Consider the following 21,646-nt stretch of genomic DNA (forward strand, 5'->3'; position numbering starts at 1 on the left):
ATGAACTCAATTAAAGAGCTCTTTTCTCAAGGGTTATGGAAAAACAACTCAGCTTTAGTGCAATTACTTGGGTTGTGCCCTTTACTGGCGGTTTCCTCAACAGCAACAAACGCCTTAGGCTTAGGTATTGCGACAACATTAGTCCTACTTTGCACAAATGTGGCCGTTTCTAGCTTACGTCGTTGGGTTCCTTCTGAAATTCGTATCCCAATTTATGTTATGATAATTGCGTCAGTCGTCAGTGCTGTGCAATTACTGATCAACGCATACGCCTATGGCTTATATCAATCTTTAGGGATCTTCATTCCATTGATCGTCACTAACTGTATTGTTATTGGTCGTGCTGAAGCTTTTGCGGCTAAGAATGAAGTTTTTCCTTCAGCTATTGATGGTCTAGCGATGGGATTAGGCGCAACTGCCGCACTCTTTGTTTTAGGTGCTATACGTGAAGTATTAGGTAACGGTACATTATTTGACGGGGCTGATTTACTATTAGGTGAATGGGCGCAAGTATTAAGAGTTGAGATAGTACATTTAGACTCACCCTTCTTACTCGCTATTTTGCCACCGGGTGCTTTTATCGGCTTAGGCTTTATGTTAGCAGCAAAATACCTAATTGATGAAAGACAGAAAAAGCGCAGCACTTCGACAACTAAAACTTACGAAAAAGAACAAGGCTGTGGTAGTCATATCGCTAAAAATTAATTTGTGAGCATAATGAATCAAGCAAAACGTATTGAAATTCTAACTCGGTTGCGCGATGACAATCCGCAACCAACGACAGAGCTAAAATTTGACTCTCCGTTTGAACTATTGATCTCCGTATTACTCTCTGCACAAGCCACCGATGTGAGTGTTAATAAGGCAACAGCTAAGCTTTACCCTGTTGCCAATACGCCACAGGCGATACTGACTTTAGGTGTCGATGGTCTTAAGAAATACATTAAAACCATCGGTCTATATAATACTAAAGCTGAAAATGTGATTAAGACGTGTCAAATCTTAGTCGATAAACATAACAGTGAAGTTCCTGAAAACAGAGAAGCCCTAGAAGCCTTACCCGGCGTCGGTCGCAAAACAGCCAATGTCGTTTTAAACACCGCATTTGGCTGGCCAACAATCGCTGTCGATACACATATCTTTAGAGTGAGTAATCGCACAGGTTTCGCCCCAGGTAAAAATGTCAATGAAGTTGAACAAAAACTGTTAAAGGTTGTTCCGGCAGAATTTAAAGTTGACTGTCACCATTGGCTTATTCTTCATGGTCGTTATACCTGTATTGCACGAAAACCACGGTGTGGCTCTTGTATTATTGAAGATCTTTGTGAATTTAAAGAAAAAACAGATCCTGAATAATTTTTTGCCGATTTGTCTGTTTTTCTGATGCAATATTACTTGCGTCACTACACACAATCGAATAAAACTATTGCCCACTTTTATTATTAAAACTGCCGACTTTCCGGAAAAATATGTTTCAAGACAATCCGCTGCTTGCACAGCTAAAACAGCAACTCCATGCCCAGACACCGCGCGTGGAAGGCCTTGTAAAGGGAACAGATAAAGGCTTTGGCTTCCTTGAAGTTGATGGTCAGAAAAGCTATTTTATTCCCCCTCCGCAAATGAAAAAAGTGATGCACGGCGACAAAGTTATTGCTGCCGTTCATACAAACGGCGATAAAGAGTCGGTTGAACCCGAAGAGTTAGTCGAACCTTTCTTAACACGTTTTGTCGGCCGTATTCAGAAAAAAGAAGGTGATAACCGTCTGTGGATAATTCCAGACCACCCTCTTTTAAAAGACGCTATTCCTTGTCGCCCAGCTCAAGGCTTAACACATAGCTTTGTTGATCAAGATTGGGTTGTTGCTGTAATGCGTCGTCACCCTCTTAATAAAGGTGATAAAGGTTTTCAGGCAGAAATAACCGACTATATCACGGATAAAGATGATCACTTTGCGCCTTGGTGGGTGACCTTAATGCGTCATCAACTTGAACGTAATGCGCCTGAAATGGGTAACGAAGTGCTGACATTACATGATACTTTGCCTCGTGAAGACCTGACTTCTCTCTCCTTTGTCACTATTGATAGTGCATCAACAGAAGATATGGATGATGCGCTCTTTATTCGTAAAGAAGAGAATGGTCAATTAACGCTATTTATCGCAATCGCCGATCCAACGGCTTATATTCTGCCAAATAGTGAATTAGATAAAGTTGCGGCACAACGTGCGCTGACTAATTATCTACCAGGCTTTAATATCCCAATGTTGCCTCGTGAGCTATCAGATAACATTTGCTCATTACGCCCTAATGAAAAACGCCCTGCATTAGTTTGCCAAGTCAGCATCACTGAAGATGGCGCTCTGCTTGAAGATATTCATTTTTACTCTGCATGGGTAGAATCAAAAGCTAAGCTGGTTTATGACAACATTTCAGATTGGTTAGAAGGTGAAAGTTCACAATGGCAACCTGAAAATGAAATAGTTCATGAGCAAGTAATGTTATTAAAAGAGATGTGTGAAAAACGTCATGAATGGCGTGAAAAACATGCTCTGGTCTTTAAAGAACGCCCAGATTACCGTTTTATTCTTGATGAAGGCGGTAATGTTTTAGATATCGTGGCAGAAAAACGCCGTATCGCAAACCGCATTGTTGAAGAAGCGATGATCACCGCCAATATCTGTGCGGCAAAGGTGCTGGCGAAAAACTTAGGCTTTGGCGTTTACAACGTTCATACAGGCTTTGATCCACTTTATATCGATCAAGTCGTACAAACCTTAAAAGATAACGGTATTGAAACGACATCTGAAAGTTTGTTAACGCTTGAAGGCTTCTGCCAATTGCGTCGTGAACTTGATAATCAGCCAAATCAATTCCTTGATAGCCGTATTCGTCGCTTCCAGAACTTTGCTGAAATCAAAGCAGAGCCAGGCCCTCACTTTGGCTTGGGGTTAGAAGCTTATGCAACATGGACTTCACCAATTCGTAAATACAGTGATATTTTAAATCACCGTTTACTCAAAGCGATTATCAGCAAAGAAAGCGCTGAAAAACCGCAAGAAGAAGATGGCATTCGTATTGCAGAGCGTCGCCGTGCTAACCGTATGGCTGAACGTGATGTGGGCGATTGGTTATATGCTCGTTTCTTAAAACCTTTTGCTGGCACTGAAACACCATTTAATGCAGAAATTATCGATATTACTCGTGGTGGTGTACGTGTTCGCCTAGTTGAAAATGGTGCTGTAGCCTTTATTCCTGCACCATTCTTACATGCTGTACGTGACGAAATCCAATGTAGCCAAGAGACAGGTACTGTTATTGTGAAAGGCGAAACCGCGTATAAACTCAATGATGTCATTCCTGTTCGCATTGAAGATGTAAAACTGGAAACTCGTAATATTGTCGCTCGTCCTATCTAATAGGACTTAAATCGGTATACAATAAGGCTGATAGTTCGTTTTGAGCTATCAGCTTTTTTATACCTATAATTTTTAAACTAGCGATAAAAAAGAGCATTAAAAAGAAAGGAAATGTTTTTATGTTGCATGGGAATTTTCTCTTGCATCATAAATTGAATAGTTAATAAATGGATTAAATCAATGAAAGACAAAGTACAAATTAGTCGTTTTTTAAGTTATATCTTACGTCACGCCCCTGAAAGCATCGGTTTAACGTTAGATGACCAAGGATGGGGAGAAATATCAAAATTAATCCCTTTAGCACAGAAAAATGGAACAGCGCTAACCCTTGAATTAATTAAAGACGTTGTAGAAACCAATGATAAAAAGCGTTTTGCTATTTCAGAAAACGGACTTTTTATTCGTGCAGTTCAAGGCCATTCACTTAAAACCACAATTGATTACCAAGCTATTACTCCCCCTAAAATGCTTTTTCACGGTACAGCAACTCGCTTTATCGACAGTATTTTTGAGCAAGGTTTAATTCCTAATGGTCGTCAATATGTTCACCTTTCACAAGATTATAAAACAGCCGTGAATGTTGGTGATCGTCATGGAAAAGCCATTGTTTTAACGGTGGATAGTGAAAAAATGTTTAATGAAGGTTTTGAGTTTTATCAGGCTGATAATGGTGTTTGGCTAACACTTTCAGTGCCAGTGAAATATCTAAAAATAGATGAGAAAGTATAAAATGAAATGCAAAAAAATAGGTGACATTGTCACCTATAATCTTACTTATAAACTTCGCTGTTTTACTAACAATTAATCAGGATATCCCGTAATTGTGATTTTCGTGCCTTTCTTATCTTCTTCTAGCAAAAACTCCGTAAAACCACCTGAAAACTGTTGTTCTATCATTAATTTCTTCGCACTTTCCCACTTATAATCAACAGAAACACCATCTTTTGTATACTCTTTTTGGATGTCATTGTTCACCTTAATGGTTTTTACAAGATAATCTTCATCATGCTCACTGACATATTTTTTATAAGCATCTGCAATTGAAAGATCTGCATAAACACAATAGGTTAATGCCCCATTCTCAAAGACTTCATCCATTGTTTGCTCTGGCGAAGAGCAATATTTATCATGAACAACTATATTCTCAGTCTTGTTTTCTGCAAAAAGCGCAGAAGAATATAACAGTGCAACAATCATCAAATGCGCTTTCATAAAATACCTTTAAAAAGACATTTCTTATATGACAATAAAAATGCGCTAATCTCAATGGAAAATCAGCGCACTATGATTAATTTCGTTGCTATCTAGCTAAATAAATCAGCCACCAGCAAGTTTAACTTTCATTCCTTTGGCTTCTAACAGCGATTTAATTAAATCACGCTTATCGCCTTGGATCTCAATTAAGCCGTCTTTTACACTACCACCACAACCACATTTTTTCTTCAGTTCGGCCGCCAGTTTGGCTAACTCTGTATCATCCAGATCGATACCTGAAACAACGCAAACACCTTTACCTTTGCGTCCACTAGTTTGGCGTTGAATACGCACAATACCATCACCGGCAGGACGAACAGGCTTTTGCTCTTCTTCTTTTATGCGACCCGCATCGGTGGAATAAACCAAACGAGAGTTATTATCCATGTTAAATTACATACCTTGTATAGAACGATTAATTTGTTGCAGTGTTTCAAGAGGATTATCGCTACGCGTGATAGGACGACCAATCACCATATAATCAACACCAGCTGCAATAGCTTGCTCTGGTGTCATTACGCGACGCTGATCGCCAACATCACTTCCTGCTGGGCGAATACCTGGAGTGACTAATAAGAAATCATCACCACAAACTTGTTTAAAGCGCGTTGCTTCATGCGCAGAGCAGACAACACCATCAAGACCACAAGATTTTGTCAGTAACGCTAAACGTTCAGCTTGTTCTGCAGGCGTCAATGTTATTCCCAATTCAATTAAATCAGATTGGTCCATACTGGTAAGTACAGTCACTGCCGTTAAAAGTGGTGCATCTTTACCAAAGGCGGTAAGGCTCTCTTTGGCAGCACGCATCATACGACTTCCACCACTTGCATGTACATTGACCATCCATACACCTAAATCAGCAGCGGCGGCGACAGCTCTTGCAACGGTATTGGGAATATCATGGAATTTCAAATCTAAGAAAATATCAAACCCTTCTTTTTGTAACTGAGTGACAAATTGAGGTCCAAAACGGGTAAACATCTCTTTACCAATTTTTAAACGACAAGATGAGGGATCGATACGCTGTGCAAAATCTAATGCACTTTTTTGATCTTCATAGTCTAGTGCCACAATAACGGGCGCGCAGGTAAGCTCGGGCGATTTTTTATCACAATGAAATGACATTTTAGGGCCTTTATTTATAAAGAGACTATTAAAAAAGTGACATCGTCACTGACCATCTAAACCGCGAATAGGTTTAACGGTATCCCATGAACGACAGGATGGACAATGCCAATATAATGCATGAGAGGTAAAACCACATTTATGGCAACGATAATCTGGTTTTGTGCGAATTTGTTCACCAACCATATAGCGCAATAAGATAAGGCTCTCTTTGGCGCGTCCTTCTTCCGCTTCTGCTAAGTGGTAACGCATTAAACGATAGAACAGGCGCATGGTTGGATGACGCTCTAATTGGCGATTAATGTATAACTGAGCCGCTTCAATACCTTCTTTAGCTTCAATAATGTCAGCAAGATAAAGTTCAGCAATCGCACCACAATTACTGTCTACACATTGACGTAAATAAGTTTCCCAACGAGAAGTATCGCCTTGAGATTGGAAACATTCAAAAAGCATCGGCAGGGTTTCACTGACCATCTCTTTGTCTTGCTCAATGACTTTCATTAAAACATCAATAGCTTTTTGTTTATCATCACGAGCAATATAGATACGACCATACATAATTGAAACACGGGCACAAAGTGGATCCATTTGCCCTGCTTTTTGTAACAAATTCAGTGCATTATCAAGATTATCACTGCTCATTTCTTGAAGTGCTAATTCACAATAAAAATGTGAAATTTGTTCTTTTAATTCATGCTGACCTAGCTTCACCAATTTTTCAGCCGTTTCTATGGCTTTACCCCAATCGCTGGTTAACTGGTAAATGGCAAGCAAAGATTGTAGCGCACTTTGACGAAATTCTTGTTCATCAATAAGTTGCTGAAACATATTTTCAGCACGATCGTAAACGCCCGCCGCCACATAGTCACGACCTAACTGTTGAACAGCAAGTAGACGCTGTTCAAAGGAAAGTGCAGCACTCTCCATTAACGATTGGTGGATACGAATAGCTCGTTCAACTTCGCCACGAGAGCGGAAAAGATTACCTAAAGTAAGATGGGCCTCAAAAGCGGAGCTATCTTCTTTAAGCATTTCGAGGAAAAGATCAACAGCTTTATCTTGTTGATCAGAAAGTAAAAAGTTAACACCCGCCACATACTCACGTGACAGGCGATCGGCGTTCTGCTGTTTGTCCTGTTGAGCGCCACGACGCCCCATATACCAGCCGTAAGCCGCAGCGACAGGTAATAACAGAAACAGCAATTCTAGCATCAGCTATCGTCCTTATTTCGTAGCAGAAGCAACCGTTGGGCGACTTTCTTGGTTTTCTTGTTTTGTTTGGGCGCTTTCAAGACGTTTAATTTTACGTTTTGCACGGCCTAGTGATAAGCGTACACGTAGATAAAAAACACCACTTACAATCCAGCCAAGTACAAAGCCCACACCAAACAGGGTAGCTAACAAGGTAGAAATACGATATTCACCTTGAGCAATAAGGTAATTAAATGTGACTACCTGATCGTTATTTGTGCCTAAAGTCATGGCAATCACCACGATGGCAAGAACAAGAATAACCAAAATAAAAAGTAGGACTTTTTTCACATTATTTCCTTTTTTATTCTCTTTTCTTTAGTAGACAGATAAAGGTAGCATTTTCACTGCGCACAAAGAAAGTGATTTCTTAGAATCATCTGATTTTCGTATATTTTTTCACATAAATATCGAAAAAGACATTCTGTATCTCAAAAATAAGGGCTATTGTCAGGATTTGAGCAATAAACGTCGCTCAATCACCTTAAATGCACACCAAACCAGCACTGTACTGATAAGAATACCGACAATCACATCAGATGCCCAGTGCATTCCTAATACAATACGCCCTACCGTGACATCAATTCCCCATAATAACCCGAGTGACGCTAAAAAATAATGACGACGCAACATAAAAAGGACAAAAACAAATAATGCGAGTGTAGCAGAAAATAAGCTATGACCCGACGGAAAAGCATAACCTGTTTCAGCTTTCCAATGTTTAAGTTGCCATTCAGGGATCACTGGTGAATTGGCTAATCCATTTTGAAGCAATTGTTCTCGTTCTGGTCTTGAAACTTGATAAAAAGTTTCAGAGCTGATGTGCAAATTTTCACTAACCCAAACAACATAAGGACGAGGCTCTTTTGCTGTGTTTTTAACCGCAACTTTTATTAATTGCCCAATAGCCAGTGTAGCAATAATTATTACCGCTAATTGAATGAAATGGTTACGCTTTAATTTTAAAACCATAAAAAGCAGTACTAGAAAAGCAATAATAGTCACTGCCCCCCAAGGTTTTGCTGCACTATCTGCTATCCATAATGTACTTATACCGCCTAAAGGGTGGTCGGTAGGTTGCCATTTCCAATCCAATACCAACACAACACTCGGTATGATTAAGAGCAATATACTGCCTAATAAAATTAATTTAGTTATCTGCTTATTCAATATATTGCCCCTTGTTAAATACAAACATTGTCTTTCGCTCATGCTTAAAGGTAATTAGTATAATCGATGCTAGTTTAGCAATAAATCATTATGCAAGAAGGCGCAAAATCTGATAATTTGTAGTGGTGTGAATTTATAAGTGTGTGTTACCCCATTTCCTTGCCTATCAGACATGGAAGCATTTCAGTGTTTTATTTCTCTTTGTTCTCGTTATAAAGTGTATAATCTTGAACGAGAGTTTCACCTGAAATTATGAGTCAAAAATAATGAAATTAAGACGTATCGCAGAAGCAAAACTACCTACTCCTTTTGGTGAGTTTTTAATGGTTGGTTTTGAAGAAATCGCAACAGGAAAAGATCATGTCGCCCTTGTTTATGGCGATATTTCAGGCTCAGAGCCTGTATTATCTCGTATTCATTCAGAGTGCTTAACGGGTGATGCTTTATTTAGCCTACGTTGTGATTGTGGTTTCCAACTTGAAGCTGCGCTTTCACAAATCAGCAAAGCGGGTCGTGGCGTATTACTTTATCATCGCCAAGAAGGCCGAAATATTGGATTACTAAATAAAATACGCGCTTATGCATTACAAGATAAAGGATTAGATACCGTTGAAGCGAACCTCGAGTTAGGTTTTAAAGCTGACGAACGCGATTTTACCCTTTGTGCTGACATGTATAACCTATTGGATGTTCATGAAGTTCGGTTATTAACCAATAATCCGAAGAAAATTGAAATCATGAAAGCCGCAGGCATTAATGTTATCGAGCGAGTGCCATTGATCGTCGGACGTAATCCAAGCAATGCGCATTATCTTGATACTAAAGCCGATAAAATGGGCCATCTTTTATTTAAGAAAGCGCAATAATAAAGTAACAACACAGCATTAATTATTTTCAAATCCGAGCCTAAATAGCTCGGATTTTTTATTGATTACTTTTACTCTATTACCTTGTGAATTCATTCTTTATCTATTTTTCTTTACTTATATATTGTTCTTTTTACCGCTCTTTCATCATTAAATTATATCATGTGAAAAATTGTCATATGCGATTTCATTGACTATCTATCTTATTCTAATTTATTTATTAATAAATAAATTTTAATAGGAATGCATTATGCCATTACATTTTTCTGGTAGGATTTTCGGCGCGCTATTATTAGCAGGAACGTTATTAACGGGCTGTGATAATAGCGATAAAACCAGCTATTCAATCAAGGTTGGTGTGATTAATGGTGCTGAACAAGATGTGGCTGAAGTTGCCAAAAAAGTTGCCAAAGAAAAATATGGCTTAGAGGTTGAATTGGTAAGTTTCAGTGGTTCTTTATTACCTAACGATCCCACAGCAAATAAAGAGCTTGATGCCAATGTTTTTCAACATCGCCCTTTTCTTGCCCAAGATAATCAATCTCGTGGTTACAATTTAGTGGCTGTTGGTAATACCTTTGTTTTTCCTATGGCGGGCTATTCAACAAAAATTAAGCATCCTTCAGAGTTAAAATCAGGCGATACCATTGCTGTTCCTAACGATCCCACCAATTTAGGTCGAGCATTACTATTATTAGATAAAGAAAAGCTGATTACGTTAAAACCAAACAGTGGTTTATTGCCTACGGCTATCGATATTATTGATAATCCACTTAAACTTAAAATTATGGAGCTAGAAGGCGCACAATTACCGCGAGTTTTAAACGATCCTAAGGTGACTGTCGCTATTATCAGTACAACTTACATCCAACAAATTAATTTATCTCCAACCAAAGACAGTATTTTTATTGAAGATAAAAACTCGCCTTACACCAATATTATTGTGACAAGAGAAGATAATAAAGACGCTGATAATGTGCGGGATTTTATTAAGGCTTACCAATCACCCGAAGTTGCCACCGCTGCCGAAACCATTTTTAACGGCGGTGCGGTTCAGGGTTGGTGATAGAAGCTCTATTTAGCATCAGATCTTCTTTCAAAATACCAAGCATCATCTAAAACGATATCTATACGAGGAATATAACGCCCCATTATTTTTATAATGAGGCGTTATATTTATTACAACTAAACCTAATTAAAGCATATTACGAATAACATAATGCAATATGCCACCATGTTGGAAATAGGCTAATTCAGTTTGAGTATCAATACGGCAACGCGCCATAATGGTTTCAGTGTGATTATCTGCGAAAGTAATATTAACTGCTATATCTTGGCTCGGTGTTAATTCATTAAGCCCTGTGATCTCAATTTTCTCATCACCTTTTAAGCCCAATGTTTGGCGAGTTACCCCTTTAGGAAACTCTAAAGGTAGAACTCCCATACCGATTAAGTTAGAACGATGAATACGTTCAAAAGAGCCTGCAATAACGACTCGCACACCTAATAAACGCGTCCCCTTCGCTGCCCAGTCTCGGCTAGAGCCTGAACCATATTCACTACCTGCAATAATCGCCAATGGCGTATTTTCTTGTTGATAACGCATTGAGGCATCATAAATAGCCAGTGTTTCACCCGTTGGAATATGTTTGGTAAAACCACCTTCTACTCCCGGTACCATTTCGTTACGAATGCGAATATTAGCAAATGTACCTCGCATCATGACTTCATGATTACCGCGTCTTGAGCCATAAGAGTTAAAATCTTTCGGCTCGACACCGTGTTCACGCAAATAACGCCCCGCTGGACTATCCGCCTTAATATTACCCGCAGGTGAGATGTGATCAGTTGTCACCGAATCACCTAAAATAGCCAAAATACTGGCTTGATGAATATCTTTAATTGGTACTGGCGTTTTTGACATTCCTTCAAAGAAAGGAGGATGTCGAATATAGGTAGAATCAGGTTGCCAATCATAGACAGGAGTATCTTGTGTTTTCAGTGATTTCCATGTCTCATCACCTTCAAACACAGCGGAGTACTCTTTATGGAACATTTCTGTTTTAACTTTCTCAACAGCATCAGCAATCGCTTTACTATCAGGCCAAATATCTTTTAAATAAACGGGATTACCCTGTTTATCTTTACCTAATGGCTCTTTAGTGAGATCAATATTCATATTTCCAGATAAAGCATAAGCAACCACTAAAGGTGGTGATGCTAGCCAGTTGGTTTTCACTAAGGGATGAATTCGACCTTCAAAGTTACGGTTACCGGATAATACCGCCGCAATAGTTAAATCATTATCCTTAATTGCACGTTCAATCGGTGCCAATAAAGGCCCAGAGTTACCAATACATGTTGTGCAACCATATCCCACAAGGTTAAATCCTAACTCATCAAGATAAGGGGTTAATCCTGCAAGATTAAGATAATCCGTGACCACTTTAGAGCCTGGAGCCAAAGAAGACTTAACCCAAGGTTTACGCTGCAATCCTTTTTCGACCGCATTTTTAGCCAGTAATCCGGCTGCCATTAAAACATTAGGGTTTGATGTATTAGTACATGATGTGATCGCCGCAATAACGACAGCACCATCAGTTAATTCAAACGCAGGATAATCATCAATTTTTACTTGAGGAAAGTGTGACAGTGGTTTCTTATTAGTTTCAAGCTCTACTGCCGCTTTAAATGCTTTTGGTACACTCAGTAGATTAACTCTATCTTGAGGACGTTTAGGCCCAGCAAGGCTTGCTTCAACAGTTCCCATATCTAGCGATAATGTTGACGTAAAGATAGGTTCATCGCCTGTATGTCGCCATAAACCCTGCTCTTTGCTATAAGCTTCAACTAGTGCAATCTCTTGTTCTTCACGACCTGTTAAACGTAAATAATCAAGAGTGATATCATCTATTGGGAAGAATCCACAGGTCGCACCATACTCTGGCGACATATTCGCTATTGTTGCACGATCGGCTAAAGGTAATGACGCTAGGCCATCTCCGTAGAATTCTACAAATTTACCCACCACACCATGAGCACGTAACATCTGTGTAACGGTTAAAACCAGATCAGTTGCGGTGATCCCTTCACGCAATTTTCCTGTTAGTTTAAAGCCAACAACATCAGGAATTAACATGGAGATAGGTTGACCTAACATTGCGGCTTCCGCTTCAATGCCACCTACCCCCCAACCTAGAACACCAAGACCGTTGATCATTGTGGTATGAGAATCTGTGCCAACTAAGGTATCGGGATAAGCCACATGGCGTCCATTTTGGGCTTCAGACCAAATAGCTTTGCCTAAGTATTCAAGGTTTACCTGATGACAAATTCCTGTACCTGGTGGTACGACACGAAAGCGTTCAAAGGATTGCTGTCCCCAACGTAAAAAAAGGTAACGTTCATAGTTACGCTCCATTTCAATTTCCACGTTTTCAGCAAACGCATTTTTACTGGCATATTCATCAACCATAACAGAGTGGTCAATAACTAAATCAACAGGTGATAGTGGATTGACTTTATCCACTTTCCCACCCAAAGATTTCACTGCTTCACGCATAGCTGCTAAATCAACGACCGCAGGCACACCGGTAAAATCTTGCATAAGAACCCTTGCAGGTCGATAAGCAATTTCACGTGATGCATGCGCTGTTTTTTGCCACTCAACTAACGCCTTAATGTCCTCTTCAACAACAGTATCATTGTCGAGATAACGCACTAAGTTTTCTAGTAACACCTTCAGAGATTTAGGAAGACGGGTAATATCGCCTAATTGGCGAGCAACTTCTGAAAGACGGTAATACTCATATTCTTGAGATCCGACTAAGAGCGTGGAATGACTCTCTTTTTTCAAACGTAACGACATAGCTCCTCCTTCTTATTTTTATACTGACAGCATGTTTAAACTATCAAAATAGGTAAGGTTATTTATTAAACATATCATATAACATTGAATTTCGCTTAAAGACCACACAATTTGTTAACGCAATGTTATGGCTGTCATGATGTTAATAAATTTTAGTCTCTAGATTTTCACTTAATTAGACTTTAATGGGAGAGGTATAACTGTGTAAGGATATTATTTATGAATAACAAACAATCTGATTTACTAAAAAATATTATGAATGCCGATCGCTATTTCGCGGAGCCTGTTACACCACCGTTTCCGCAAGCCTTATCGATGAATGCATTACATTCTCAAAATATAAAAGATGCCGAAGGTTTAGTGCAGTTTATCATCGCATCACCAAAACCTTTTGAGCCTTCCGAAATAGAAAAAATGTCACAACTTAAAAATATTCAAATTGGACTTATTTCTATTATGGCAAACCATCTTGCTGCATTAAAAAAAGAAGATAATGAAGCCTATTATCGCCCTGAACATTGGTTAGATACCCTTAATCATTTACCACTGCTAGGGCACAATAAAATCGAAACAAAAAAACTTCATAAACAAACCTTTGATTTTTCCGTTGCTCAAGCATTTATTCAGTTACTGCTAGGCGCAGCAATCAATGCCACATCACCCGCACTTGGAGAATTTATTGATTTTTTACGTACTCAAGGACAAAAAATAGAAGTCGGCTTACGAAAGTCATTAGACAGCTATCAAACGATAACTATTGCGGGGATCACGGAGATACTCAATCATAATAATCACCTTATTTTTGTTCCCAAATTGAAAATTTTGAGCCTACGTTTTTCTTATCAATCAGCAAAAATGCTACTCGCCAGTTGTATAGGTCGTAAATTTATCCTCTCTTTAGAGTACACGACTATTACCTCTGTATTTGATGCTAGCGCACTTGATGATCCACTGATTAATCAGCAATTTTATGATTTTTTAAATAAGTATCGTCAACTAAGTATTGCAAAATCAGATGCTTTTTTTAGTGGGGATTTTTATTTGAAATGAGTAATAGCAGAAATTAGGTCTATGAACACGCTTGAAGGCGGGGATCACCCGCCTTTCAGTATTACACTAAGGGTAATTCGATATCTTTAAATAACTCTTCAATCTCTTCATTAGTTCGCAATGCAACCGCTTGTTCAATCAAATTACGCGTAAGATGTGGAGCAAAGCGCCACATAAAATCATACATATAGCCACGTAAGAAACCACTGCGACGGAATGCAATTTTAGTGGTGCTATAACTAAACTTATCACGCATATCAATCGCGACTAAATCGCTATCAAGCACAGGATCAAATGCCATACTGGCAATCACACCAATACCTAAATGCAATCTCACATAAGTTTTAATGACGTCCGCATCGGTTGCAGTGAAAACAATTTTAGGTTTTAACCCTACTTTACCGAAAGCATCATCAAGATCAGAACGCCCAGTAAAACCTTGGGTATAGGTGACAATATCGTAGCTCGCAAGCTCTTTTAACGTCACTTCTCGTTTTTGTGCCAGAGGATGATCTTTTGAAACCACCACAATACGGTTCCAACGATAGCAAGGTAACATCACTAAATCGTTATAAAGATGCAGTGATTCTGTCGCAATCGCAAAATCACTTTTACCCCTGCATACATCCTCAGCAATTTGTGTTGGCGAACCTTGGTTCATATGCAATGAAACATCAGGATAGCGCTCAATAAAACCTTTTATTACTGGAGGTAATACATAACGAGCTTGCGTATGTGTTGTTGCAATCGATAATGAGCCTCTATCTGGATAAGTGTGTTCACCCGCAGCAGATCGGATAGCTTCTGTTTTTGATAAGATTTCTCTAGACAGCCTTACAACTTCTTCACCCGCAGGTGTCACATGCGTTAGATGCTTACCACTACGAGAAAATATTTGTATACCTAACTCATCTTCTAACATGCGAATTTGTTTACTTATTCCCGGTTGAGATGTATACAAACGCTCTGCCGTGGTCGAAACATTTAAGTCGTTATTCACCACTTCAACGATATAACGCAACTGTTGTAATTTCATGGAGAGGCTATCCCTTCAACAAAAGACTTATTATTCCGTTATTCTATTTATATTCATATAACTAAAAAGAATAATAAAGATGTAATATATAACCACTATATCACTTATTTCATTTCGGTCTAACGTAATTAATAGCGTTATTTAGATTCTGTTATATCGAATAGTTATAAGCTATAAACAAGCATAAAAAAGCCGACATTCTCTGTCAGCTTTTATTTCATAATATTGGCACTAAATTATTTAATCACACCACACGCCATTCTTGCACCACCACCGCCAAGAGCCTCGGGATCATCAGAATAGTTGTCGCCCCCCACATGCACCATAATTGCTTTGTCTTTCACTTGCTCAAGCTTAGTGAGTTTTGGCGCTAATACTGCGTAATCAGCAACACCTTTATCATTTACAACTAATCCTGGTAAATCACCTAAATGCCCATCTTTATTATAAGGCCCCAAGTGAACACCAACTTTTTCAGGATCTAAATGACCGCCTGCTTTTAAAGCAGGCACAGGTTTGCCATCTTTCATATCAGGCTCACAAAAACCATTAGCATGAATATGAAAACCATGAATACCTGGTGTTAATCCAGTGAGTTGTGGCGTAAATAACAGCCCATAATCTGTTTCAGTAATAGTGACAACGCCAATATCGTTGCCAGCACCTGTTGGTAACGCTTCTTTTAACGTGACATCTAATGTTGCAGCGCTTGCTACAGAAGTGAAGAGTAAGCCAGATAGTAACAAAGGCATCAGTTTCATAGTATCTCCGTCTTATTATTAGAAAAGTAAAATATCAGACAAATAGAAATTAACCATTAATACTGTTTCAGTGTATTTAATTAGCATACCTTCTTAATACAAAAAAGCGACTAACTCTCATTAGTCGCTTTTTTATTTATCGCACAATGCCAATGTTATTTGGTCTTTTCAACCCATTTTCCATCGACATAAAACGCAGACCAACCTGTTGCTTTGCCATCTTTCTCTGAAGAAACATATTGCTGTTTTGTCTTACGACTAAAACGCACAATCGTTGGGTTTCCTTCAGGATCAGCTACTGGAGCCTCTGCTAAATAGCGCATTTTCTCTGCTAAACGGTCTTTAAAGCGAACCAGCTCTTCTACTTTTGGTGCACGCGTTTCTCTTGATTTAGGGAACGTATTTGCAGCCAAGAAGACACCAGCAGCACCGTCTCGTAAGACAAAGTATGCATCTGATTTTTCACATGGCAATTCAGGAAGTGGAACTGGATCTTCCTTCGGTGGTGCAATTTCACCGCTTTTTAAGATCTTACGGGTATTTTTACAGTCATCATTAGTACAACCCATGTATTTACCAAAACGCCCCATTTTCAGGTGCATTTCAGAACCACATTTATCGCACTCAATAACTGGCCCTTCATAACCTTTTAAGCGGAATTCACCTTCTTCAACTTCATAACCATCACATGCAGGATTATTACCACAAACATGTAATTTGCGATGAGTGTCAATCAGGTAGCTATCCATTGCAGTACCACATTTTGGGCAACGACGACGTGCACGTAATGCGTTAGTTTCTGCATCTTCCCCTTCAAGAATATTTAATAATTCATCTTCAGGGATAAGGTTAATGGTTTGCTTACAGCGCTCTTTAGGCGGTAATGCATAACCAGAACATCCTAAGAATACGCCTGTTGTCGCCGTTCTAATTCCCATATGACGAGAACACGTTGGGCACTCAATCGACGTGATAACCATTGGATTTGGTCGCATTCCGCCTTCTTCAGGATCTTTCTCAGCAACTTCTAATTGCTGACTAAAATCGCTGAAGAAGGCATCTAATACCGCTTTCCAGTTTTCTTCATTATTGGCAACATGGTCGAGGTGATCTTCCATTTGCGCAGTAAAATCGTAATTCATTAAATCGCTAAAATTCTCTTCTAAGCGATCGGTTACAATTTCACCCATTTTTTCTGCATAAAAACGACGGTTTTCAACTTTCACATAACCACGATCTTGAATAGTGGAGATGATAGACGCATATGTTGAAGGGCGACCAATACCGCGTTTTTCTAATTCTTTAACTAACGTCGCTTCGCTAAAACGTGCTGGTGGCTTAGTAAAGTGCTGAGTAGGTTCTAATTCAGCTAAAGCCAGTTTTGCCCCTACATCAACGGCTGGTAAGGTTTTATCTTCATCTTTATTACGCATCGCTGGCATAACTTTCGTCCAACCTGCAAAACGTAAAGTACGACCTTTAGCACGTAGTTTATAATCACCTGATTCGACTGTTAATGTGGTTGAATCGTATTTTGCTGGTGTCATTTGACAAGCAACAAATTGATTCCAAATCAGTTGATATAAACGTTTAGCATCGTTATCCATATCTTTTAAAGATTCTGCGATAACGTTGATATCAGAAGGACGGATAGCTTCGTGCGCTTCTTGAGAATTTTCTTTGCTCGAATAAACGTTTGGCTCTTTCGGCAAATACTTGGCACCAAAATTCTCATTGATATAATCACGCGCCATTTGAATCGCATCCTGACTTAAGTTAGTTGAGTCAGTACGCATATAGGTTATATAACCTGCTTCATAAAGGCGCTGAGCTAGCATCATCGTCTTTTTCACACCAAAGCTTAAACGCGTACTTGCCGCTTGCTGTAAGGTTGATGTGATAAGCGGTGCGCTTGGCTTGCTAGACGTTGGTCTATCTTCACGATCTTTTACCGTGAAGGTCGCATTTTGTAATGCTTTAACCGCAACCTGTGTTTCATCAGATGAAACAGGGTTGAAAGCTTTATCATTATAATGCGTGACTTCCATACGCAATGGCTGTTCGTCAGGCGTTAACAGCGATGCGTGTAATTGCCAATATTCTTCAGGAACAAAGGCTTTAATTTCACGCTCACGTTCTACTAAAAGACGCACAGCAACTGATTGCACCCGACCCGCAGATAAACCACGAGCAACTTTTTTCCAAAGTAAAGGTGAAACCATATAGCCCACAACACGATCCATAAAACGACGTGCTTGTTGCGCGTTAACGCGATCTATATTTAACTCACCCGGAGTTTGGAAAGCTTGTGTAATGGCATTTTTAGTGATTTCGTTAAAAACCACTCGACTAAACCGTTCATCATCACCGCCGATAACTTCGCGTAAATGCCACGCAATAGCTTCTCCTTCGCGGTCAAGGTCCGTTGCGAGATAGACATGATCTGCTTTCTCAGCCAATGCTTTTAGTTCAGCCACGACTTTTTCTTTACCGGGTAGAATTTGATAATTCGCATTCCATCCATTATAGGGATCAACTCCCATACGGCTGACTAAGGCTGATTTCTCATCCTTTTTAACTTTTTTCACGCCTTTCGTGGCGGATGAGTTTTCGCTCTTCTGGCTGCCAGAACCACTCTTTGGCAAATCACGAATGTGACCCACGCTAGATTTAACTACGTAGTCATTGCCAAGATATTTATTGATCGTTTTGGCTTTAGCCGGGGACTCCACGATAACAAGAGCTTTACCCATAATTACCTTTACCTAATTAAACTTTGTTATGACGGTATCGTTTAATACCCTCAACTAAAAAAATGTTTAAAATCTCTTTTTTATATTGCGTTAGTTTTGCAATATATCAACCTGTTTTTATTCAAAGCTTTTGCTCAAGCTCAAAACTCGTGGTTTTTTTTGAGGTATTTTAATCACCTCACCGCTTTGATCAGAGTACAGGCAAATCATTGTTTGCTACATATAGAGTAGCTAAGCTTTTAAAAATGCCACACTCTACCTGATAAAAAGTGAGGCGCAACAAATTATTTTTCTAAGGAGCACATATTATGTCAACACAAACTACACCGATTACAACAGAGATGCTACTTGAAAAAGCGAATAAAATCATATGTGAACATGAAGATTACATACATGGTATGCGTGCTGATTCGGTTGAACAAAAAGGTAATGTCCTCGTATTTAAAGGCGAATTTTTTTTAGATGAACAAGGTTTACCTACAGCAAAAAGCACTGCGGCATTCAATATGTTTAAGCATTTAGCTCATGTGTTATCTGATAAATACCATTTAGAATAAGTCATCTTTGTGATTATTTTTTATTTAATCACGAAAATAAATTGAGTTACTCTTTATCGATAACAAAAAAGAGACTTTGCTTGCCAGTTATTGCATTTATACAGGTGCCAATAACTGGCATAATTAAACAAAAAATAAGAATGAAAATTCAGTTTAAACATAATGCGGATTTTCTGTCACATCTCAACTCGTGATTACACTTACCTATCAATACAATCAGTAATATCAATTATTTTTATTCCCTGTTTACGGCTATATTGAAGCCTCCTAGAAAGAGGAAATATTTACCCTGTTGTTGTTATAAGCAATATCAATTATTTCTTTGATTGCCAGTGAAATCTTCACTGGCTTTTTTTTTGTTTTATCGAAATAAACGCTTTTAAAATAAAAGATTAGAATATTTATTGGAAAGGTTTGGGAATAGTGGTGGCAAGGAAAGATGATATCAGCAATAACCCTATCGCTGATATCATTTATGGCGTACTTATTGGCTTATAGCAGCGGTTTTTTACTTCTTTGTACCCAACGCATCATCAGTTTATCAATGCTTTCCATTGCACCGCCTGTAACACGCTCGACCATTTTCTTCTTGGTAATATATTGGACTGAGAGGACTTCAAAGTCATTAATATGATTAATTAACCAATCATCACTCACACCAACTTCATCAATTAAACCTCTGTTTAGTGCTTCTGAGCCATACCAATACTCACCAGTTGCAACACTATCGATATCAAGTTGAGGGCGATATTTATGCACAAATGATTTAAATAACAGATGTGTTTCATTTAAATCTTGCTTAAATTTCTCACGTCCTTCTTCGGTATTTTCGCCTAATAAGGTTAATGTGCGTTTATATTCTCCAGCAGTATGCAACTCAACATCGATATCATTTTTCTTGAGTAAACGGTGGATATTAGGGATTTGAGCCACAACGCCAATTGAGCCAATAATCGCAAATGGTGCAGCAACAATTTTATCTGCTACACATGCCATCATATATCCTCCGCTGGCAGCCACTTTATCGACAACCGCAGTCAGTTTAATACCCTTTTCTTTTAAACGCGTTAACTGAGCTGCTGCTAATCCATAACCATGAACCATGCCACCCGGACTTTCCAAACGCAGTAAAACCTCATCACCCGATTGCGCAACAGAAAGGATGGCACTGATTTCTTCACGTAATGCACCCACTTCGTGGGCATCCATACTACCGTTAAAGTCAAGCACGTATAAACAAGGTTTTACAACACCTTTTTTACCTTCTTTTGCATTGTTTTTACTCTGTTTATTCTCTTTTTTCTGCTGTTTTTTAAATGCTTTATACCAGACTTTTAATTCAGCATCGTCCATTTTCGCTTGTTGCATAACGCGTTGTTTTTCTTCATAGGCTTCAGCAAGATCTGTGACTCTTAATGTCCCTTTACGATTTTGCTTTTTATTTCCAACCACGACGAAAAACAATACGATAGCGATAATTGCCACAACAACAGTGACAATTTCTGCTAAAAACAGCCCATATTGCAAAATATACTCCACAAAGACCTCTTTTTAAGGTTAATAACACAGACTCAAACCAATACGCCTAGTTTAACGAAATTCTGCTTTAGCGCCAGCCACAAAGGCATGATTATGTTTAATACAATAAAGAAAATAGACATAAATTGTAAACAAAAAATCAGACTAAACTGGTCGCTAGACAAATAAGACGTTACACTTTATTTACTTTTTACTAGACAGGATATCAATATGTTGCAATATCAACCCGATCATAGCGTGCTAAAAGATAAAATTATTCTAGTAACGGGTGCTGGTGATGGCATAGGAAAAGAAGCCGCACTAACTTATGCGCAATACGGCGCAACACTTATCTTATTGGGCCGTACTCTATCAAAGCTTGAGGATGTTCAAGAAGAGATAATCACATCAGGTGGCCAACAACCTATGTTATATCCACTTGATCTACTGACAGCGACAGAGAATGATTTTCAGCAATTTGCGGATACTCTCGTTAAACGCTTCCCTCATCTTGATGGCGTATTACAAAATGCCGGTTTATTAGGTGTTGTTGAGCCTATCATTAATCAACCAAGCAACCTTTGGCATGACGTTATGCAAGTCAACGTTAATGCGACATTTATGCTCACAAAAGCCCTGTTGCCATTGATGCTTAAAGCGCCTCATGCGAGTCTTATCCTCACGACATCCAGTGTGGGTCGCCAAGGTCGTTATGGTTGGGGTGCTTACTCTGTATCAAAATTCGCAACAGAAGGCTTTATGCAGGTACTGAATGAAGAATATAACGAAAGTACTTTACGTATTAACTGCATCAATCCTGGTGGTACTCGTACAGCAATGAGAGCGAGTGCATTCCCTGATGAAAATTCACAGAAACTAAAAACACCTAAAGATTTGATGCCGTTATATCTCTATTTGATGAGTGATGACAGTATTGATGTAAAAGGACAATCTTTAGATGCACAACCTGGTCGTAAAGCTGGTCCTGCTGAATAACGAAATCTAAGTTCGAGGT

Annotated in this window: 20 protein-coding genes; 9 read left to right on the top strand and 11 right to left on the bottom strand. The window is 38.9% G+C overall.

The window, feature by feature from the left end:
* The 4 genes from GTK47_RS13525 to GTK47_RS13540 all read left to right on the top strand — a co-directional run bounded on the left by GTK47_RS13525 (position 1) and on the right by GTK47_RS13540 (position 4,145).
* Positions 1 to 705 (top strand): electron transport complex subunit E, encoded by a 705-nt coding sequence (locus GTK47_RS13525; protein ID WP_165124012.1) that lies wholly within the window; start codon positions 1 to 3, stop codon positions 703 to 705.
* 12 nt (positions 706 to 717) lie between these two features.
* Positions 718 to 1,356, top strand: coding sequence for an endonuclease III (nth, locus tag GTK47_RS13530; protein ID WP_075672064.1), 639 nt, complete (start codon positions 718 to 720; stop codon positions 1,354 to 1,356).
* Between the two features lie 113 nt (positions 1,357 to 1,469).
* Positions 1,470 to 3,416 carry an exoribonuclease II gene (locus tag GTK47_RS13535; RefSeq protein WP_165124015.1) on the top strand — a complete coding sequence of 649 codons (1,947 nt, stop codon included), beginning with the start codon at positions 1,470 to 1,472 and terminating at the stop codon, positions 3,414 to 3,416.
* Between the two features lie 180 nt (positions 3,417 to 3,596).
* On the top strand, positions 3,597 to 4,145 hold the full coding sequence (locus tag GTK47_RS13540; RefSeq protein ID WP_165124018.1) for an RNA 2'-phosphotransferase: 549 nt from the start codon (positions 3,597 to 3,599) through the stop codon (positions 4,143 to 4,145).
* Between the two features lie 72 nt (positions 4,146 to 4,217).
* Here the strand turns inward: GTK47_RS13540 and GTK47_RS13545 are convergent, their stop codons facing one another.
* From GTK47_RS13545 to pgpB, 6 genes are all read right to left on the bottom strand, one after another.
* Complete coding sequence (locus GTK47_RS13545; protein ID WP_165124021.1) at positions 4,218 to 4,628, bottom strand: hypothetical protein; 411 nt, start codon at positions 4,626 to 4,628, stop codon at positions 4,218 to 4,220.
* 105 nt (positions 4,629 to 4,733) lie between these two features.
* A complete protein-coding gene (yciH, locus tag GTK47_RS13550) occupies positions 4,734 to 5,057 on the bottom strand; it encodes a stress response translation initiation inhibitor YciH (RefSeq protein WP_165124024.1) in 324 nt (107 codons plus the stop codon).
* Positions 5,058 to 5,063: 6 nt separating this feature from the next.
* Positions 5,064 to 5,798 carry an orotidine-5'-phosphate decarboxylase gene (gene pyrF / locus GTK47_RS13555; protein WP_165124027.1) on the bottom strand — a complete coding sequence of 245 codons (735 nt, stop codon included), beginning with the start codon at positions 5,796 to 5,798 and terminating at the stop codon, positions 5,064 to 5,066.
* A gap of 45 nt (positions 5,799 to 5,843) precedes the next feature.
* Positions 5,844 to 7,013, bottom strand: a complete 1,170-nt coding sequence (lapB, locus tag GTK47_RS13560; protein ID WP_165124030.1) for a lipopolysaccharide assembly protein LapB — start codon at positions 7,011 to 7,013, stop codon at positions 5,844 to 5,846.
* Positions 7,014 to 7,025: 12 nt separating this feature from the next.
* On the bottom strand, positions 7,026 to 7,343 hold the full coding sequence (locus tag GTK47_RS13565; protein ID WP_036913150.1) for a LapA family protein: 318 nt from the start codon (positions 7,341 to 7,343) through the stop codon (positions 7,026 to 7,028).
* A 159-nt stretch (positions 7,344 to 7,502) separates the two neighbouring features.
* On the bottom strand, positions 7,503 to 8,222 hold the full coding sequence (pgpB, locus tag GTK47_RS13570) for a phosphatidylglycerophosphatase B (RefSeq protein ID WP_165124034.1): 720 nt from the start codon (positions 8,220 to 8,222) through the stop codon (positions 7,503 to 7,505).
* A gap of 266 nt (positions 8,223 to 8,488) precedes the next feature.
* Here pgpB and ribA point away from each other — a divergent pair, with 266 nt between their 5' ends.
* Complete coding sequence (ribA, locus tag GTK47_RS13575; protein WP_165124036.1) at positions 8,489 to 9,088, top strand: GTP cyclohydrolase II; 600 nt, start codon at positions 8,489 to 8,491, stop codon at positions 9,086 to 9,088.
* A 250-nt stretch (positions 9,089 to 9,338) separates the two neighbouring features.
* On the top strand, positions 9,339 to 10,154 hold the full coding sequence (locus GTK47_RS13580) for a MetQ/NlpA family lipoprotein (protein ID WP_165124039.1): 816 nt from the start codon (positions 9,339 to 9,341) through the stop codon (positions 10,152 to 10,154).
* Positions 10,155 to 10,283: 129 nt separating this feature from the next.
* Here GTK47_RS13580 and acnA read toward each other — a convergent pair whose 3' ends face one another.
* Positions 10,284 to 12,956, bottom strand: a complete 2,673-nt coding sequence (gene acnA / locus GTK47_RS13585) for an aconitate hydratase AcnA (protein WP_165124041.1) — start codon at positions 12,954 to 12,956, stop codon at positions 10,284 to 10,286.
* A 219-nt stretch (positions 12,957 to 13,175) separates the two neighbouring features.
* Between acnA and GTK47_RS13590 the strand changes: the two genes are divergently transcribed.
* Positions 13,176 to 14,006, top strand: coding sequence for a hypothetical protein (locus GTK47_RS13590; protein ID WP_165124044.1), 831 nt, complete (start codon positions 13,176 to 13,178; stop codon positions 14,004 to 14,006).
* Between the two features lie 61 nt (positions 14,007 to 14,067).
* Here the strand turns inward: GTK47_RS13590 and cysB are convergent, their stop codons facing one another.
* The 3 genes from cysB to topA form a co-directional block, all read right to left on the bottom strand.
* Positions 14,068 to 15,042, bottom strand: a complete 975-nt coding sequence (gene cysB, locus GTK47_RS13595; protein WP_165124062.1) for an HTH-type transcriptional regulator CysB — start codon at positions 15,040 to 15,042, stop codon at positions 14,068 to 14,070.
* A 236-nt stretch (positions 15,043 to 15,278) separates the two neighbouring features.
* Positions 15,279 to 15,803: a superoxide dismutase family protein gene (sodC, locus tag GTK47_RS13600; RefSeq protein WP_165124064.1), complete on the bottom strand. Its 525-nt coding sequence runs from the start codon at positions 15,801 to 15,803 to the stop codon at positions 15,279 to 15,281.
* 155 nt (positions 15,804 to 15,958) lie between these two features.
* Positions 15,959 to 18,556, bottom strand: a complete 2,598-nt coding sequence (gene topA, locus GTK47_RS13605; protein WP_165124067.1) for a type I DNA topoisomerase — start codon at positions 18,554 to 18,556, stop codon at positions 15,959 to 15,961.
* Positions 18,557 to 18,864: 308 nt separating this feature from the next.
* Here topA and GTK47_RS13610 point away from each other — a divergent pair, with 308 nt between their 5' ends.
* Complete coding sequence (locus GTK47_RS13610) at positions 18,865 to 19,113, top strand: YciN family protein (RefSeq protein WP_088495697.1); 249 nt, start codon at positions 18,865 to 18,867, stop codon at positions 19,111 to 19,113.
* A 492-nt stretch (positions 19,114 to 19,605) separates the two neighbouring features.
* Here the strand turns inward: GTK47_RS13610 and sohB are convergent, their stop codons facing one another.
* Positions 19,606 to 20,652, bottom strand: a complete 1,047-nt coding sequence (gene sohB / locus GTK47_RS13615) for a protease SohB (RefSeq protein ID WP_165124069.1) — start codon at positions 20,650 to 20,652, stop codon at positions 19,606 to 19,608.
* A gap of 213 nt (positions 20,653 to 20,865) precedes the next feature.
* Between sohB and GTK47_RS13620 the strand changes: the two genes are divergently transcribed.
* Positions 20,866 to 21,627 carry a YciK family oxidoreductase gene (locus GTK47_RS13620; protein WP_171455364.1) on the top strand — a complete coding sequence of 254 codons (762 nt, stop codon included), beginning with the start codon at positions 20,866 to 20,868 and terminating at the stop codon, positions 21,625 to 21,627.
* Positions 21,628 to 21,646 lie beyond the last annotated feature (19 nt).

This window comes from Proteus sp. ZN5, assembly GCF_011046025.1.
GTDB lineage: Bacteria > Pseudomonadota > Gammaproteobacteria > Enterobacterales > Enterobacteriaceae > Proteus.

Bases quoted from the DNA above. Each gene is read 5' to 3' on its own strand.
- GTK47_RS13525 (WP_165124012.1), top strand. From the start codon at position 1: ATGAACTCAATTAAAGAGCTCTTTTCTCAAGGGTTATGGAAAAACAAC.
- nth (WP_075672064.1), top strand. From the start codon at position 718: ATGAATCAAGCAAAACGTATTGAAATTCTAACTCGGTTGCGCGATGAC.
- GTK47_RS13535 (WP_165124015.1), top strand. From the start codon at position 1,470: ATGTTTCAAGACAATCCGCTGCTTGCACAGCTAAAACAGCAACTCCAT.
- GTK47_RS13540 (WP_165124018.1), top strand. From the start codon at position 3,597: ATGAAAGACAAAGTACAAATTAGTCGTTTTTTAAGTTATATCTTACGT.
- GTK47_RS13545 (WP_165124021.1), bottom strand. From the start codon at position 4,628: ATGAAAGCGCATTTGATGATTGTTGCACTGTTATATTCTTCTGCGCTT.
- yciH (WP_165124024.1), bottom strand. From the start codon at position 5,057: ATGGATAATAACTCTCGTTTGGTTTATTCCACCGATGCGGGTCGCATA.
- pyrF (WP_165124027.1), bottom strand. From the start codon at position 5,798: ATGTCATTTCATTGTGATAAAAAATCGCCCGAGCTTACCTGCGCGCCC.
- lapB (WP_165124030.1), bottom strand. From the start codon at position 7,013: ATGCTAGAATTGCTGTTTCTGTTATTACCTGTCGCTGCGGCTTACGGC.
- ribA (WP_165124036.1), top strand. From the start codon at position 8,489: ATGAAATTAAGACGTATCGCAGAAGCAAAACTACCTACTCCTTTTGGT.
- GTK47_RS13580 (WP_165124039.1), top strand. From the start codon at position 9,339: ATGCCATTACATTTTTCTGGTAGGATTTTCGGCGCGCTATTATTAGCA.
- acnA (WP_165124041.1), bottom strand. From the start codon at position 12,956: ATGTCGTTACGTTTGAAAAAAGAGAGTCATTCCACGCTCTTAGTCGGA.
- GTK47_RS13590 (WP_165124044.1), top strand. From the start codon at position 13,176: ATGAATAACAAACAATCTGATTTACTAAAAAATATTATGAATGCCGAT.
- cysB (WP_165124062.1), bottom strand. From the start codon at position 15,042: ATGAAATTACAACAGTTGCGTTATATCGTTGAAGTGGTGAATAACGAC.
- sodC (WP_165124064.1), bottom strand. From the start codon at position 15,803: ATGAAACTGATGCCTTTGTTACTATCTGGCTTACTCTTCACTTCTGTA.
- topA (WP_165124067.1), bottom strand. From the start codon at position 18,556: ATGGGTAAAGCTCTTGTTATCGTGGAGTCCCCGGCTAAAGCCAAAACG.
- GTK47_RS13610 (WP_088495697.1), top strand. From the start codon at position 18,865: ATGTCAACACAAACTACACCGATTACAACAGAGATGCTACTTGAAAAA.